The organism is Burkholderia semiarida (genome assembly GCF_029268935.1).
Lineage (GTDB): Bacteria > Pseudomonadota > Gammaproteobacteria > Burkholderiales > Burkholderiaceae > Burkholderia > Burkholderia semiarida.
In genome coordinates, this window is the sequence record NZ_JAHLCL010000008.1 from 1,437,768 (window position 1) to 1,451,739 (window position 13,972).

14 protein-coding genes are annotated in these 13,972 nt (G+C 67.9%); 7 read left to right on the top strand and 7 right to left on the bottom strand.

Annotation, left to right across the window (positions count from 1 at the left end):
• Positions 1-2 precede the first annotated feature (2 nt).
• The 3 genes from KPB06_RS29685 to KPB06_RS29695 are packed head-to-tail and all read left to right on the top strand — an operon-like array spanning position 3 to position 2,771.
• Positions 3-926 carry an SDR family NAD(P)-dependent oxidoreductase gene (locus KPB06_RS29685; RefSeq protein WP_059584915.1) on the top strand — a complete coding sequence of 308 codons (924 nt, stop codon included), beginning with the start codon at positions 3-5 and terminating at the stop codon, positions 924-926.
• Entirely contained in the window at positions 923-1,828 is a 906-nt protein-coding gene (locus KPB06_RS29690; protein WP_059584914.1) for a metal-dependent hydrolase, read from the top strand. Before KPB06_RS29685 ends, KPB06_RS29690 begins: the two co-directional genes overlap by 4 nt.
• Before the next feature lie 4 nt (positions 1,829-1,832).
• On the top strand, positions 1,833-2,771 hold the full coding sequence (locus KPB06_RS29695) for an alpha/beta fold hydrolase (protein ID WP_275905783.1): 939 nt from the start codon (positions 1,833-1,835) through the stop codon (positions 2,769-2,771).
• On the opposite strand, the gene KPB06_RS29700 is transcribed toward KPB06_RS29695, so the two are convergent.
• From KPB06_RS29700 to KPB06_RS29710, 3 genes are all read right to left on the bottom strand, one after another.
• Complete coding sequence (locus KPB06_RS29700) at positions 2,732-3,286, bottom strand: putative glycolipid-binding domain-containing protein (protein WP_275905782.1); 555 nt, start codon at positions 3,284-3,286, stop codon at positions 2,732-2,734. The two genes, KPB06_RS29695 and KPB06_RS29700, sit on opposite strands and share 40 nt — an antisense overlap.
• Before the next feature lie 252 nt (positions 3,287-3,538).
• Complete coding sequence (locus tag KPB06_RS29705; protein WP_226223108.1) at positions 3,539-3,949, bottom strand: type II toxin-antitoxin system VapC family toxin; 411 nt, start codon at positions 3,947-3,949, stop codon at positions 3,539-3,541.
• The gene (locus KPB06_RS29710) at positions 3,940-4,194 is read right to left on the bottom strand and encodes a type II toxin-antitoxin system Phd/YefM family antitoxin (protein WP_275905781.1); all 255 of its coding nucleotides are present in this window, start codon (positions 4,192-4,194) and stop codon (positions 3,940-3,942) included. The genes KPB06_RS29705 and KPB06_RS29710 overlap by 10 nt, the downstream gene beginning before the upstream one ends.
• Before the next feature lie 458 nt (positions 4,195-4,652).
• Here KPB06_RS29710 and KPB06_RS29715 point away from each other — a divergent pair, with 458 nt between their 5' ends.
• The 4 genes from KPB06_RS29715 (at position 4,653) to KPB06_RS29730 (ending at position 11,587) form a co-directional block, all read left to right on the top strand.
• Positions 4,653-5,543 carry an urea transporter gene (locus KPB06_RS29715; RefSeq protein WP_275905780.1) on the top strand — a complete coding sequence of 297 codons (891 nt, stop codon included), beginning with the start codon at positions 4,653-4,655 and terminating at the stop codon, positions 5,541-5,543.
• Positions 5,521-6,294 (top strand): class II aldolase/adducin family protein, encoded by a 774-nt coding sequence (locus KPB06_RS29720; RefSeq protein WP_275905779.1) that lies wholly within the window; start codon positions 5,521-5,523, stop codon positions 6,292-6,294. Before KPB06_RS29715 ends, KPB06_RS29720 begins: the two co-directional genes overlap by 23 nt.
• A gap of 65 nt (positions 6,295-6,359) precedes the next feature.
• Entirely contained in the window at positions 6,360-6,548 is a 189-nt protein-coding gene (locus tag KPB06_RS29725; protein WP_011547447.1) for a 4-oxalocrotonate tautomerase, read from the top strand.
• A gap of 197 nt (positions 6,549-6,745) precedes the next feature.
• The gene (locus KPB06_RS29730; protein WP_275905778.1) at positions 6,746-11,587 is read left to right on the top strand and encodes an NAD-glutamate dehydrogenase; all 4,842 of its coding nucleotides are present in this window, start codon (positions 6,746-6,748) and stop codon (positions 11,585-11,587) included.
• Positions 11,588-11,609: 22 nt separating this feature from the next.
• Here KPB06_RS29730 and KPB06_RS29735 read toward each other — a convergent pair whose 3' ends face one another.
• From KPB06_RS29735 to KPB06_RS29750, 4 genes are all read right to left on the bottom strand, one after another.
• Positions 11,610-12,473 (bottom strand): class I SAM-dependent methyltransferase, encoded by an 864-nt coding sequence (locus tag KPB06_RS29735; RefSeq protein ID WP_275905777.1) that lies wholly within the window; start codon positions 12,471-12,473, stop codon positions 11,610-11,612.
• Between the two features lie 7 nt (positions 12,474-12,480).
• Positions 12,481-12,831: a VOC family protein gene (locus KPB06_RS29740; protein ID WP_059584906.1), complete on the bottom strand. Its 351-nt coding sequence runs from the start codon at positions 12,829-12,831 to the stop codon at positions 12,481-12,483.
• Between the two features lies 1 nt (position 12,832).
• Complete coding sequence (locus tag KPB06_RS29745) at positions 12,833-13,009, bottom strand: ribbon-helix-helix protein, CopG family (protein ID WP_059639659.1); 177 nt, start codon at positions 13,007-13,009, stop codon at positions 12,833-12,835.
• A 100-nt stretch (positions 13,010-13,109) separates the two neighbouring features.
• Positions 13,110-13,940 carry an arylamine N-acetyltransferase family protein gene (locus KPB06_RS29750; protein WP_275905776.1) on the bottom strand — a complete coding sequence of 277 codons (831 nt, stop codon included), beginning with the start codon at positions 13,938-13,940 and terminating at the stop codon, positions 13,110-13,112.
• Between the last annotated feature and the right edge of the window lie 32 nt (positions 13,941-13,972).

Genomic DNA, 13,972 nt, shown 5'->3' on the forward strand with positions numbered 1-13,972 from the left:
ACATGAGAGATTTCGCCAACAAGGTCGCCGCGATCACGGGCGCCGGCTCGGGCATGGGCCGCGCGCTCGCGATCCAGCTCGCGCAGGCCGGCTGCCACGTGTCGCTCGCCGACAAGAACGGCGTCGGCCTCGCGGAAACCGAACGGATCGTCCGCGCGATCGCGCCGAACGTGCGCGTGTCGACGCGCGTGCTCGACGTCGGCGATCGCGACGCGATGTTCGCGTGGGCCGACGACACCGCGCGGGAGCACGGCAAGGTCAACCTGATCTTCAACAATGCGGGCGTCGCGCTGTCGAGCACGATCGAAGGCATGGACTACGGCGATCTCGAGTGGATCGTGAACATCAACTTCTGGGGCGTCGTGCACGGCACGAAGGCGTTCCTGCCGCACCTGAAGGCGTCGGGCGAAGGCCACGTGATCAACACGTCGAGCATCTTCGGGATCTTCGCGCAGCCGGGCATGAGCGGCTACAACGCGACCAAGTTCGCGGTGCGCGGCTTCACCGAATCGCTGCGCCAGGAACTCGACATGATGAAGTGCGGCGTGTCGGCCACGTGCGTGCATCCGGGCGGCATCCGCACGAACATCGCGCAGTCGAGCCGCGTCGCGAAAAACATGGTCGGCTTCATCGTCGAGAGCGAACAGCAAGGCAAGGACAGCTTCGAGAAGTTCTTCATCACGAGCGCCGACGACGCCGCGCGCACGATCCTCGCCGGCGTGCGCAAGAACAAGCGCCGCGTGCTGATCGGCCGCGACGCGAAGGGCGCGGACTGGATGGCGCGCATCCTGCCCGCCGCATACCAGGCGCTCGTCGTGCTCGCGACGCGCCGCGAGGCCGCGAAGGCCCGCCGCGCCGCACGCGGCACGCCGGCGCCGGTGCACGCCACCTACAACAATGCAGGCAATCAGGGAGAACAATCATGACGACACCGAACATGATGCCCGTGCGGCGCGACATCCGTTTCGCGCTGCCGCCCGAACGCGCGAAGGACTGGCATGTGCAGGGCGTACCCGTCACGCACTTCATGAATGCGCTGTCGCTGCTGTTTCCGGCCGGCGAACGCTTCTTCATGGACTCGGTGCGCAATTACCGCGACCGGATCGAGGATCCCGAGCTGAAGAAGCAGGTGCTCGGCTTCATCGGCCAGGAAGCGATGCACACGCGCGAGCACATCGAGTACAACGACCTGCTGCAGGCGTCCGGCCTGCCCGCGCACAAGCTCGACAAGCGGCTGTGGACGATCCTCGGCTTCTTCAAGAAGACGCTGCCGCATTCGATGCAGCTCGCGATCACGATCGCGCTCGAGCACTACACGGCGATCCTCGCGAACCAGTTGCTGTCGGGCCACGAGCACCGGATCGACGGGTCGGTCGAAGGCTATCAGCAGATGTGGATGTGGCACGCGATGGAGGAAACCGAGCACAAGGCGGTGTCGTACGACGTGTGGAACGTCGTGATGAAGCCGGGCCTCGGCAGCTACCTGCTGCGCACCGGCACGATGCTGCTTACGACCGTGATGTTCTGGACGATCGTGTTCGACTTCCACGTGCGGTTGATGCTGTCGCACCGCCGCAAGCATGGCAAGTTCGGCGGCATGTGGCGCCTCGTGAAGTATCTGTACAGCCCGAGGAATGGCGTGTTCCCGAGCATCGCGCGAGAATGGCTCGACTATTTCCGGCCGGGCTTCCATCCGTGGGACCACGACAACCATCAGTATCTGCAGGGGCTCGACACGCTGCTCGCCAACATCGACGCGACCAACGCGCGTTATGCGGCGCAGGCTGCGCCGCGCCGCGTGCCGCTGCATCCGGTTGCGCAGGCATGACGCGATGGCGCGCGCTCACGAGATGCTGACCGTCCCGTCCGGCGACGTGAAACTCGCCGTCTACGTCAGCGGGCCGCGTCGCGCGCCGCCGCTGATCCTCGTGCATGGCTACCCCGACTCGGCGGCCGTGTGGGCGCCGATCCGCGCGCGGCTCGCGAAGCGCTACCGCGTGATCGCGTACGACGTGCGCGGTGCCGGCGCATCCGATGCGCCGCGCCGCCGCGCCGACTACACGCTCGAGCGGCTCGCCGGCGACCTGAAGGCGGTGGCCGACGCGACCTGCGGCGGCCGGCCGTTCCATCTCGTCGGCCACGACTGGGGCTCGATCCAGTGCTGGGAGGCCGTGACCGACCCTGCGTTGCGCGGCCGCATCGCGTCGTACACGTCGATCTCGGGCCCGTGCCTCGATCACGTGTTCCGCGCGAAGATGCGGCTCAAGCAGAGCCTGAAATCGTGGTACATCGCGTTCTTCCATCTGCCGCTCGTGCCGTCGCTGGTGTGGCGGCTCGGCGGCGCCGCGCTGTGGCCGCGCTGGCTGCAGATCACCGAGCGCGTGCGCGCCGAGCGCGATCCCGCGCAACTGAAGAACGCGCTGAACGGGATGCAGATGTACCGCGCGAACTTCATCGCACGGGCCCGCAAGCCGCGTGAACGGTATGCGCAGGCGCCGGTGCAGATCCTGGTGCCCGTGCGCGACCGCTACGTGACGCCCGAGATGTCGGCCGACCTCGACCGCTGGCTCGGCGAGCACGTGCGCGAGGAAATCGACGGCGCGCACTGGATCGTGCTGCGCCATCCGGACCTGATCGCGTCGCGGATCGACCGGTTCGCGTCGGCGCATGAAGGGGCCGCGGTCGCGGCAGTACCGGCGGCGACGCCGGCGATGCGGACGGAAGCGCCCATTCAGCGCAGCGGCGGCAAACGCTTGAACAGCGTTTCGTAGTCGATCACGAGCCCGTCGTCGTCGATGTCCATCTCCGCCGTGAAATTCCGGAAGATGCCTTCGTATCGGTAGCGGCGGCCCGGTTCGATGCACGCATAAGCCTGCTTGACCGGCGTGACCTTCAGATCCGGCGTCGAGATGTACGCGACGTCGATCGGCTGTCGCTCGCCGCGCGCGAGGCCGAGGCGGCCGATCGGCAGCGAATTCGTGAACGGCGTCGCCGCGATGTCGATGTCGATGCAGCCGTCGAGCTCGTGCAGTTCGCGGCCTGAACCGTCGCGCCAGTGCCCGGCCCCGTCGCCGCGCAGTTCGAGCGTGCCGCCGCCCATCACCTTGAGCACCGCGTAGGTCACGCGCCATTGCGCATCGCACTCGACGCGATACGCCAGCCCGTACGCACGGCCGTACCGCTGGCCGACCACCGCGCTTTCGACGACGATGCCGGAATCATTCCGGTCAAACGTCAGATGTTCGATTCCGTCGCCCTCGAGCGACGCCCACCGCAGTTCGCGCATTCTGCCGCCTCCTTGTTACCGCACATCGAGGCATCGTCACACAAATCCCGGCTGTCGAGAATGCCGCCGTCGATGAGCCCAGCGCGCGTCATTCGTGTTCGGCGGCTATTGCCAGCTCCTCGAACGCCGATCGGATAGCTTCCACGACTCGCGCCGCTCCGCGCTCATCCTCGAACGGCGAACTCGGTCCACCCGGTGGCTGGCGCACCGTCCAAGGTTCCGTCCAGATTCACGCTCGCCACTCGTTCACGTTCAAGCATGTGGCACGCGCACGGTTAGCCCTGGCAAATCAGCGAAATCCGCGACGTTCAGCGTCATCAGCGCATAGCCGTGCTCAATCGCCTGCGCTGCAATCCACAGATCGTTGTAGCGCGGCCGCGGCGAGCGGGCCGCCTGCTTGACAGCAGCAGCCAGCACCCCGAAAGCGGCCGCAGTGTGGCGCGTGACTTCAAGCACAGGTCGGCGCTCAAGTTGGCGCAAATGGGCGGCGCGCCGCGCGCGTTCGGCAGCGTCCGCGCAAGCCTGCACGCCGAATGCCAGTTCGCCCAACGAAATCGTCGAGATGAACACAGGCGCATCGCCCGCCGTGTCGATCACGGCACGCGATTCGATCGTGCCGCCGGCCAGCCCCACCCACACGCAACTGTCGATGATCATGCCCACGGATCATGAACTCCGTCTTCGAAGCCGCTGCGACTATCTCGCAGCCAACGGGCTGCGTCCTCGGCGTCGAAACTTGCAGGCAGGCCTTCGAGCGCTTGTGCGGCGTCCATAACGGGCTCGGCCGGGACCAGCCGCGCGATCACGGTCTGGTTGCGTTCGACCACGATCGTCTCACGGCGTTGGGCGACCTGATCGAGGATCTGGCGAGTATGGCGGGCCAGTTCAGTTGCGGTAATGGTGACCATGGCGTCTCCGGGACGAGTAATACGTATTGTACGTATTATACGCATTCAATGCCCGGTGCGAGAACGAATGGCTGAACGTGGTGGGCTTCGTGGGCGAGTCGAGACCCAGAGTCCCCTTGCCGCACGGTTCTACAACAGCGCATTCGCGAGAGCAGACCTCGCTATCGAGCTTCGGTCCGCGTCCGGCGGGCGTGGTCGAACCGCAACCATATCGCCTTGAGATCACAGCCTGGTCGGGCTCTCGGAGCGATACGCGATTTCGTCCAACGTTGGGTCGTCGTGGTCAACATGACCGGGGCGCCGAGCCGCTCGGCGAAGTCGACTACACCCGCGCCGAATACACACCGACCATGCCCCACATCAGCGCATCCGCCACAAATCCTGACTATCCAGAATTCCCTATTCCGGTGCATTGAAACGTGCCCTATGCTCGCGGCTTGTCCTGCTCCGCCGCCATCATGCCTACCGCCCTCCCCGCCTCGCCGTCGATCGACCTGCGCATCCTGCTGCGCGGCGTCGGGCAGATCGTGCTCCAGGCGCATGCGCTCACCGGCGCGCTGCTCCTGGCCGCGCTGGCGCTGACCGACCTGCGGCTCGCATGCGCGGCGCTGGTCGGCTCGGCCGCCGCGAGCATGACGGCCGTGCTGACGGGCGCCGAGCGCCGCGACGTCGAACAGGGGCTGCACGGCTTCAACGGTGCGCTGGCCGCGCTGATCGCCGTCCTGTTCACGCCCGGTCAACTCGCCGCCATCGCGCTGGTGCCGCTGGTCGCGATCGGCGCGGCGCTCGTGCAACGCGCGATGCGGGCGCCGCTCGCCCGCTGGCGCCAGTGCCCGTATTCGAGCCCGTGCCTGGCCGTCACCGCGCTGTGGCTGCCGTTTGTCGCGTCGCAGCATGCGGACGGCGCGAGCGCCGATCCCGTGCCGACGCTCGCTTCCGCAACCGACGCGCTGCTGTCGGGCGTCGCTCAGACCACCTTCGCGCAAGGCGCCTGGGCCGGCGCGCTGGTCGTCGCCGGTCTCGCCGTCGCATCGCGCCGCGCGGCCGCGTTCGCACTCGGCGGTGCGATCGCGTCGACCGTGCTGCTCGTCGCGCTCGGCGCGAGCGACGCATCGTTCGCCGATGGCCTGCTCAGCTTCAATGGCGCGCTCGCCGCGCTCGCGCTGATGTCGCGCGGGCCGCGTGCGGCGCTCGCGGCCGCCGCCCTCGCCGCGCTGATCCAGTGGCTCGCGATGCGCGCAGGCATTACCGCGTTCACGGCCCCGTTCGCGCTCGCGTCATGGGTGACCGTAGCCGTCGCGCGCCGCCTCACCCTCGGAGAACCCGATGTCATTCGCACACCGTCCTGATGCCGTGAAGCCCGGCGGCCCGATCTCGGACGCCGAACGCAAGCTGCGCGTCGACCTCGCCGCCGCGTACCGGCTCGTCGCGCTGAACGGCTGGGACGATCTGATCTACACGCATCTGTCCGCGACCGTGCCGGGCGAGCCGGGCCACTTCCTGATCAACCCGTTCGGCCTGACCTTCGACGAGGTCCGCGCATCGAACCTCGTGAAGATCGATCTGGCCGGCAACCGGATCGGCGACGGCGAGCACGCGGTCAACGTGACCGGCTTCGCGCTGCATGCGGCCGTGCACGCCGCGCGCGCGGACGCCGTCTGCGTGATGCACCTGCACAATACGGCCGGCATCGCCGTGTCGATCCAGCGCGAAGGGCTGTTGCCGGCGTCGCAGCACGCGCTGCGCTTTCATGGCGATCTCGCGTACCACGACTACGAGGCGCTCGCGTTCTCGCCGGACGAAGGCGCGCGGCTGACCGCGAGCCTCGGCGCGAAATCCGCGATGCTGCTGCGCAATCACGGCACGCTGACGGTCGGCCGGACCGTCGCCGAAGCGTACGTGCTGATGGATACGCTGATCAAGGCGTGCGACATCCAGTTGCGCGCGCAAGCAGGCGGCGGGCGGCTCGTGCTGCCGGAACCGGCCATCGCCGAGCGCACCGCCGCACAACTGCGCGACGGCGGCGCGATCGAAGGCGAACTGGAATGGCCGGCGCTGCTGCGCCGGCTCGACCGGATCGATCCGTCGTATCGCGACTGACGCCGCATCCGCACCGTATCGAATCGCTCGTCGTCAATCGTTCAATCCCAACCGGAGCATGTGTCATGCCGACTTTCAATATCCAGCTGTTCGAAGGCCGCACCGTCGAGCAAAAGCGCGCATTCGTCGAAGCAATCACGCGCGTCACGTGCGAGACGCTCGGCTGCGCGCCGGGCTCGGTCGATATCATCCTCACCGACGTGAAGAAGGAGAACTGGGCGACGGCCGGGAAGCTGTGGAGCGATGAGGGTTGAGCGACACGGGCGGCGTCGCTTCGGCGTCGTCTGCCCGGTGCCGCACCCTAACCCTACCCCGCGGCGCCCGCGACAGGCGCCGCACGCGGGCGCCTTCGCCCGCCGCCGTTGTGCGCCCGCACATCGCTTCGTCACGCAATCGGCGCATAATGCGGGGCAGACGCAGCAGCCGATGGCCACCCGACGAGGAGACCGCCATGGAAGCGAAGAACGAGGAAGTCGTCGCACACCTGCTCTCCGATGTCGTCGAATTCGCACGCGCTCGCCTGCCCGACGCCACGTTCCGGATCGTCGAACCCTTCCTGCGTCATTACTACGACTTCGTCGATGCGGACGATCTGCAGAGTCGCGGCATCGCCGACCTGTACGGCGCCGCGATGGCGCACTGGCAGACCGCCCAGAAATTCGTGCCCGGTAGCGAACGCCTGCGCGTGTACAACCCGATCCTCGAGCAGCACGGCTGGCATTCCGACCACACGGTGATCGAGATCGTCAACGACGACATGCCGTTCCTCGTCGACTCGGTGACGATGGCCATCAACCGTCTCGGGCTCGCGCTGCATTCGGCGCTGCATCCGGTGTTCCGCATCTGGCGCGGCGCCGGCGGCGGCATCGAGCGGGTCGACGCGGGCGGCGCGACGTCCGGCGACGGCCAGTCGCAACTCGCGTCGTTCATCCATTTCGAAGTCGACCGCTGCGGCGACGCCGCGTTGCTCGACACGCTGCGCGAGGACATCGCGCGCGTGCTCGGCGACGTGCGCGCGTCGGTGGAAGACTGGCCGAAGATCGTCGACATCGCCCGCGCGACGATCAAGGAGATGAAGGCGCGCGAATCGACCGCGGAGGACATCGAGGCACGCGCGTTCCTCGAATGGATGGCCGCCGATCACTTCACGTTCCTCGGCCAGCGCGACTACGCGCTCGTATCGGACGGCACGGGTTTCGGCCTGCGCGGCATCGAGGGCTCGGGCTTCGGCATCCTGCGCGAATCGTTGCGCACGTCCGGCGCGCCCGACGTGACGCCGCTGCCGCCGGCCGCCGCCGAGATCATCACCGGCCCCTGGCCGATCTTCCTGACCAAGGCGAATTCGCGCGCGACCGTGCACCGGCCCGGCTATCTCGACTACGTCGGCGTGAAGCTCGTCGGTGCCGACGGCAAGGTCACCGGTGAGCGCCGCTTCATCGGCCTCTACACGTCGACCGCCTATTTCGGTTCGTTCACCGAGATCCCGATCGTGCGCCGCAAGTGCGCGAACATCGTGCGGCGTGCGGGCTTCCTGCCGAAGGGGCATCTCGGCAAATCGCTCGTGACGGTGCTCGAAACCTATCCGCGCGACGAACTGTTCCAGGCCGACGAAGACCGGCTCTACGACATCGCGCTCGGCATCCTGCGCCTGCAGGAACACCAGCGCACGCGGCTGTTCGTGCGCCGCGACCGCTTCGACCGCTTCGTGTCGTGTCTCGTGTTCGTGCCGCGCGACAAGTACAACACCGATCTGCGCCGCCGCATCGCGAAGCTGCTGGTCGATGCGTACAACGGCGTGAACGTCGAGTTCACGCCGCTGCTGTCGGAATCGGCGCTCGCGCGCATTCATTTCGTCGTGCATGCGGAACCGGGCACGATGCCCGACGTCGACACGCGCGAGCTCGAAACGCGGCTCGTGCAGGTCACGCGCCGCTGGCAGGACGATCTCGCCGACGCGCTGCTCGACACATTCGGCGAAGAGCAAGGCAACCGCCTGCTGCAGCGCTATGCCGATTCGTTCCCCGCCGGCTATCGCGACGACTACCCGGCGCGCACGGCCGTGCGCGACATCGAGCTGATCGAGCGCGTGAAGGACTCGGGCCAGCTCGCGATGAACCTGTACCGCCCGATCGAGGCCGAGCCGCGCGCGTTCCGCTTCAAGGTGTATCGCGCGGGCGACCCGATCGCGCTGTCGCGCAGCCTGCCGATGCTCGAACATCTCGGCGTGCGCGTCGACGAGGAGCGGCCGTACCGGATCCAGACGCAGGACGCCGCGCATGCATGGGTACACGATTTCGGCCTCGAGCTCGCCGACGATACCGAGTTCGACATCGAGCGCGTGAAAGGCCTGTTCGAGGACGCGTTCGACCGGATCTGGAGCGGCCGGATCGAAAACGACGACTTCAACCGTCTCGTGCTGCGCGCGCACCTGAGCGCACGCGAAGTGACGATCCTGCGCGCGTATGCGAAATACCTGCGTCAGGTCGGCTCGACCTTCAGCGACGCGTATATCGAACGCGCGCTGACCGGCAATCCGGCGATCGCGCGGCAACTCGTCGAGCTGTTCCTGCTGCGCTTCGACCCGCGCATCGGCGACACGCGCGACGTGCAGGCCGAACGGCTGCTGAAGGCGATCGAAGGCGCGCTCGACCAGGTGCCGAACCTCGACGAGGACCGCATCCTGCGCCAGTTCCTCGGCGTGATCAACGCCACCGAGCGCACGAACTATTTCCTCGCCGACGCGAACGGCGAATCGAAGCCGTACCTGTCGTTCAAGTTCAACCCGGCGAAGGTGCCCGGCCTGCCCGAACCGAAGCCGATGTTCGAGATCTGGGTGTATTCGCCGCGCGTCGAGGGCGTGCACCTGCGCGGCGGACGCGTCGCGCGCGGCGGCCTGCGCTGGTCGGACCGCCGCGAGGATTTCCGCACCGAGGTGCTCGGGCTGATGAAGGCGCAGATGGTGAAGAACGTCGTGATCGTGCCGGTCGGCTCGAAAGGCGGCTTCGTCGTGAAGAACCCGCCGCCGCAGACCGATCGCGAAGCCTGGATGCGCGAAGGCATCGCGTGCTACCAGACGTTCCTGCGCGGGCTGCTCGACCTCACCGACAACCTCGCCGGCAACGCGATCGTGCCGCCGCCCGACGTCGTGCGCCACGACCCCGACGATCCGTACCTGGTCGTCGCCGCCGACAAGGGCACGGCCACCTTCTCCGACTACGCGAACGCGATCTCGCACGAATACGGCTTCTGGCTCGACGACGCGTTCGCGTCCGGCGGCTCGGTCGGCTACGACCACAAGAAGATGGCGATCACCGCGCGCGGCGCGTGGGAATCGGTGAAGCGGCACTTCCGGGAGATGGGCATCGACACGCAGACGACCGACTTCACCGTGGTCGGCGTCGGCGACATGTCGGGCGACGTGTTCGGCAACGGGATGCTGCTGTCGCCGCATATCCGGCTCGTCGCCGCGTTCGATCACCGGCACATCTTCCTCGACCCGAACCCCGACCCGGCGACGAGCTTCGCGGAGCGCCAGCGCATGTTCGCGCTCGAACGCTCGAGCTGGGCCGACTACGACGCGGCCGCGATTTCACCGGGCGGCGGCGTGTATCCGCGCACCGCGAAGACGATCCCGCTGTCGCCGGCGGTACAGGCCGCGCTCGGCATCGACGCGCACGCGCTGCCGCCGACCGAGCTGATCCGCGCGATCCTGCAGGCGCCGGTCGACCTGCTGTACAACGGCGGCATCGGCACCTACGTGAAGGCCGCGCGCGAAACCCACGCGCAGGTCGGCGACCGCGCGAACGACGCGGTGCGCGTGAACGGCGCGGACCTGCGCTGCAAGGTCGTCGGCGAAGGCGGCAATCTCGGCTGCACGCAGTTCGGCCGCATCGAGTTCGCGCAGCGCGGCGGCCGCATCAACACCGATGCGATCGACAACTCGGCCGGCGTCGATTGTTCGGATCACGAAGTCAACATCAAGATCCTGCTCGGGCTCGTCGTGTCCGACGGCGAGATGACCGAGAAGCAGCGCAACGCGCTGCTCGCCGAGATGACCGACGAAGTCGGGCTGCTCGTGCTGCGCGACAACTACTACCAGACGCAGGCGCTGTCGATCGCGGGCCGCCATGCGGTCGAGCTGCTCGACGCCGAGGCGCGCCTGATGCGCTGGCTCGAACGCGCGGGCCGCCTGAACCGCGTGATCGAATTCCTGCCGACCGACGACGAAGTCGCCGAGCGGCAGGCCGCGAAGCTCGGCCTCACGTCGCCGGAGCGCGCGGTGCTGCTCGCGTACAGCAAGATGTGGCTCTACGACGCGCTGCTCGAATCCGACGTGCCCGAGGATCCGCTGGTAGCGGCGATGCTCGTCGACTACTTCCCGAAGCCGCTGCAGCAGCGCTTCAGCGAGCCGATGCGCCGCCATCCGCTGCGCCGCGAGATTCTCGCGACGCACCTGACCAACGCGCTCGTGAACCGCGTCGGCTGCGCATTCGTGCACCGGCTGATGGAGGAAACCGACGCGAAGCCCGGCGACATCGTGCGCGCGTGCATCATGGCGCGCGACGTGTTCGACCTCGATGCGGTGTGGCGCGACATCGACGCGCTCGACAACCGCGTCGCCGACGACGTGCAGGCGCGCATGTTCGTCGACGTCGCGCGGCTGCTGGAGCGCGCGGCGCTGTGGTTCCTGCGTCACCTGCAAGCGGGCGCGGTGGCCGACGGCGGCGTCGCCGAGCTGATCGCGCGTTGCCGCGACGCCGCACAGCGGCTCGCGCCGCAACTGCCGTCGCTGCTGCCGGCCGACGATCTCGATGCGCTGTCCGAGCGGCAGCGCGTGCTCGTGGATGCGGGCGTCGACAGCGCGCTCGCGGTACGTGTCGCGAGCGGCGACATCTCGGCCGCGCTGCTCGACATCGCCGAAGTGGCCGCGACCTGCAACCGCAGCCTCGAACCCGTCGCGGGCGTCTATTTCTCGCTCGGCACGCTGCTCAATTACGGATGGATCGGCGAACGCGCGGCGACCCTGCCGACACCGACGCACTGGGACATGCTCGCGCGCGCCGCCGCACTCGCGGAAGTCGCGCGGCTCAAGCGCACGCTCGCAACGAGCGCGCTCGCGGAATTGCCGGACTCGACCACGCCGGACACGATCGTCGGTGCGTGGCGCGCGCGCCGCGAGGCCGCGCTCGCGCGTTACGAGCACCTGCTCGCGGATCTGCGTGCGTCGGGCGGCGCGAGCCTCGCGGTGCTGCTCGTGGTCGTGCGGGAAATGGCCGTGCTCGAACGCGCGTGACGGGAACGACGGGCGCGACGGGTCAGACCGTCGCGACGAGCAATTCTTCCGCGCGGTTCGGCGGCCGCAGGCCGTCCGTGCGCGCGGCGAAATAACGCCGCGTCAGCTCGGCGGCCGACACGTGTTCCGCCTTCGCGAAGCCGGCCTCCAGGGCGAGCGCCTGGATCTGGTCCGGCATGAAGAAGCTGATGAACGGCGTGCCGCTCGCGTGCGCGCCCTTCGCGGCCATTTCCATCCCCGGGCGCACGTCCGGATCCGCATTGTCCAGCGGCAACAGGAACGTCATCGCGAACGTCGAACCGGGCGCGAGCGATGCGACTTCGCGCAGCGCGGCCGCATTCGCTTCGCGCGTCAGGTACATGCTGACGCCGGTGGACACCACGACCGCCGGTTTGCCCGCATCGAAGCCCGCGCCGACGAGCGCGTCGCGCCACGACTGCTTCGCTTCGAAATCGACCGGCACGAAGCGCAGCCAGTCGGGCACGCCGAAGCCGAGTTCGACGAGGCGCCGCTGCTTCCAGCGCTGCGGCGCCGGCTGGTCGACTTCGAATACGGTCACGCGCGACGCCATGTCCGGCCGGCGCTGCACGAAACTGTCGAGCCCCGCGCCGAGGATCACGTACTGGCTCACGCCGCGCGCGACCTGCTCGGCCACGAGGTCCTCGATGAAGCGCGCTCGCGCGACGATCGACGCACGAAACGGCCGCGTGAACTGCGGATCCATGTCGCCGCGCTGCTGCCAGCCGGGTGCCGGCGCGAGCAATTGCAACCCGATCTCGTCGGCGAGCACATGCGGCGGCGCGTCGAGTTCGACGTGCAGCGCGCGCCACAGCGCGACACGCGCGGCCGTGCTGTCGGGTGCGTCGTCTTCGCGGATATCCGTCATGTCGACCTCATGCGCCCTGCTTGCCCGGCGCCTGCAGGCGCCACACGCGACCGTCCGGATCGCGCACGGTCATGTCGCGCGTGCCCCAGTGCGTGTCCTCGAACGGGGTGACGACATCGACGATCGGCTGCGGCTGCACCGCCTGCTCGTCGGCCACCTTGATGACGACCTGCATGTCGGGCTTTTCGCTCGGCGGCACTTCGGCGATGAACAGGAACGGGCCGTCGCCGCTGCGCAACTGGCCCGACTGGTGATCGGTTTCGAATTCCAGCCTGAAGCCCAGCGCCTGAAAGAACTTCGCCGACTTGCCCCAGTTGTGCGTGGTCAGGTACACAGCTTCGATCCGTTCGGACGACATGTCACTCCTCCTTGTTGGACGGCTCCGCGCCGGGCGGCGGCGCGGCCAGATACGCGCGCAACGCGTCGGCCACCAGCGCGGACAGCGATTGCTCCGTCTCGATTGCGCGATGCTTGACCTGCCGGATCAGGCCGAGCGGCAGGTACACGTTGAATTGCTTCACTTCTTCGTCGGTCATGGATACTAGTATGCTAGCAATCTAGCAAAAGTCAACGGAGGACGATGGCGGGATGATCGCGGCCCATGTGCGAGCCGCCGTCGGATGTCGTGCGTCCGCGTTACCGCGCAGCGCGCGCCGCAAGCCGCACGAACAGCGCGTCGAGATCGAATCCCGCCGTATCGATGCCGATCGTGTCGCGCAGGCACGCGGCCCAGTCGGCTGCATTGTCGAACGCGATCGTGCGCCCGGCCCCCGCCGCGTCGCGCAGCGTCAGCACGGTATTGAGCAGCGCCGCGCGGCCGTCCGGCAGCACGCGGCACGCGATCAGGTCGTTCACGAAGATCGATTCGGGATACGTCGACGTGAACCAGTTCGCGGCTTCGTAATCGATCCATTCGGCCGGCTTCAGCGAGAAGCGGTAAGTCGTCTGCCAGCCGTCGGGAATTTCGAATTGCATGTCGAATTCGCCGTCGACCGGTGCGTCGACCACACGAAACGCGCCGTGCGGCGTCAGTTGCCGCTCGCCCGGCGCGAAGCGCAGCGGCGCGGTCAGCGTCGCGCTGCCGAAGCCGATGTCCGCGAGCCACGCCGCGCCGTCGAGGTCGATGCGCAGCAGCATGTGCGTCTGCGCGGTCACGATTTCGGGCGGCCGCATCCAGCGCACGCGCGCGATCAGCGGCGTCACGCGAAAGCCGATCGTCGTGAGCGCGGTGTAGAACAACTTGTTGAGTTCGAAGCAGTAGCCGCCGCGGCGGCGCTCGATCAACTTGTCGACGATCGCGGGCAGGTCGAGCGCGACGCGCGCGCCGGTCAGCGGATTGAGGTTTTCGAATGGAATCGCCTGCGGATGCAGCAGGTGCAGGCGGCGCAGCACGTCGAGCGTCGGCTCGGCCGGGCCGTCGTAGCCGATGCGGGAGAAATAGCGCGAGAGGTCGAACGAGTCAGTCATGAACCGGCACCGATAAAAGGAACACGCCACGA

What these genes read in the sequence shown, in the direction of transcription:
- KPB06_RS29685 (WP_059584915.1), top strand. Translation starts at nt 3, where the DNA reads ATGAGAGATTTCGCCAACAAGGTCGCCGCGATCACGGGCGCCGGCTCG.
- KPB06_RS29690 (WP_059584914.1), top strand. Translation starts at nt 923, where the DNA reads ATGACGACACCGAACATGATGCCCGTGCGGCGCGACATCCGTTTCGCG.
- KPB06_RS29695 (WP_275905783.1), top strand. Translation starts at nt 1,833, where the DNA reads ATGGCGCGCGCTCACGAGATGCTGACCGTCCCGTCCGGCGACGTGAAA.
- KPB06_RS29700 (WP_275905782.1), bottom strand. Translation starts at nt 3,286, where the DNA reads ATGCGCGAACTGCGGTGGGCGTCGCTCGAGGGCGACGGAATCGAACAT.
- KPB06_RS29710 (WP_275905781.1), bottom strand. Translation starts at nt 4,194, where the DNA reads ATGGTCACCATTACCGCAACTGAACTGGCCCGCCATACTCGCCAGATC.
- KPB06_RS29715 (WP_275905780.1), top strand. Translation starts at nt 4,653, where the DNA reads ATGCCTACCGCCCTCCCCGCCTCGCCGTCGATCGACCTGCGCATCCTG.
- KPB06_RS29720 (WP_275905779.1), top strand. Translation starts at nt 5,521, where the DNA reads ATGTCATTCGCACACCGTCCTGATGCCGTGAAGCCCGGCGGCCCGATC.
- KPB06_RS29725 (WP_011547447.1), top strand. Translation starts at nt 6,360, where the DNA reads ATGCCGACTTTCAATATCCAGCTGTTCGAAGGCCGCACCGTCGAGCAA.
- KPB06_RS29730 (WP_275905778.1), top strand. Translation starts at nt 6,746, where the DNA reads ATGGAAGCGAAGAACGAGGAAGTCGTCGCACACCTGCTCTCCGATGTC.
- KPB06_RS29735 (WP_275905777.1), bottom strand. Translation starts at nt 12,473, where the DNA reads ATGACGGATATCCGCGAAGACGACGCACCCGACAGCACGGCCGCGCGT.
- KPB06_RS29740 (WP_059584906.1), bottom strand. Translation starts at nt 12,831, where the DNA reads ATGTCGTCCGAACGGATCGAAGCTGTGTACCTGACCACGCACAACTGG.
- KPB06_RS29745 (WP_059639659.1), bottom strand. Translation starts at nt 13,009, where the DNA reads ATGACCGACGAAGAAGTGAAGCAATTCAACGTGTACCTGCCGCTCGGC.
- KPB06_RS29750 (WP_275905776.1), bottom strand. Translation starts at nt 13,940, where the DNA reads ATGACTGACTCGTTCGACCTCTCGCGCTATTTCTCCCGCATCGGCTAC.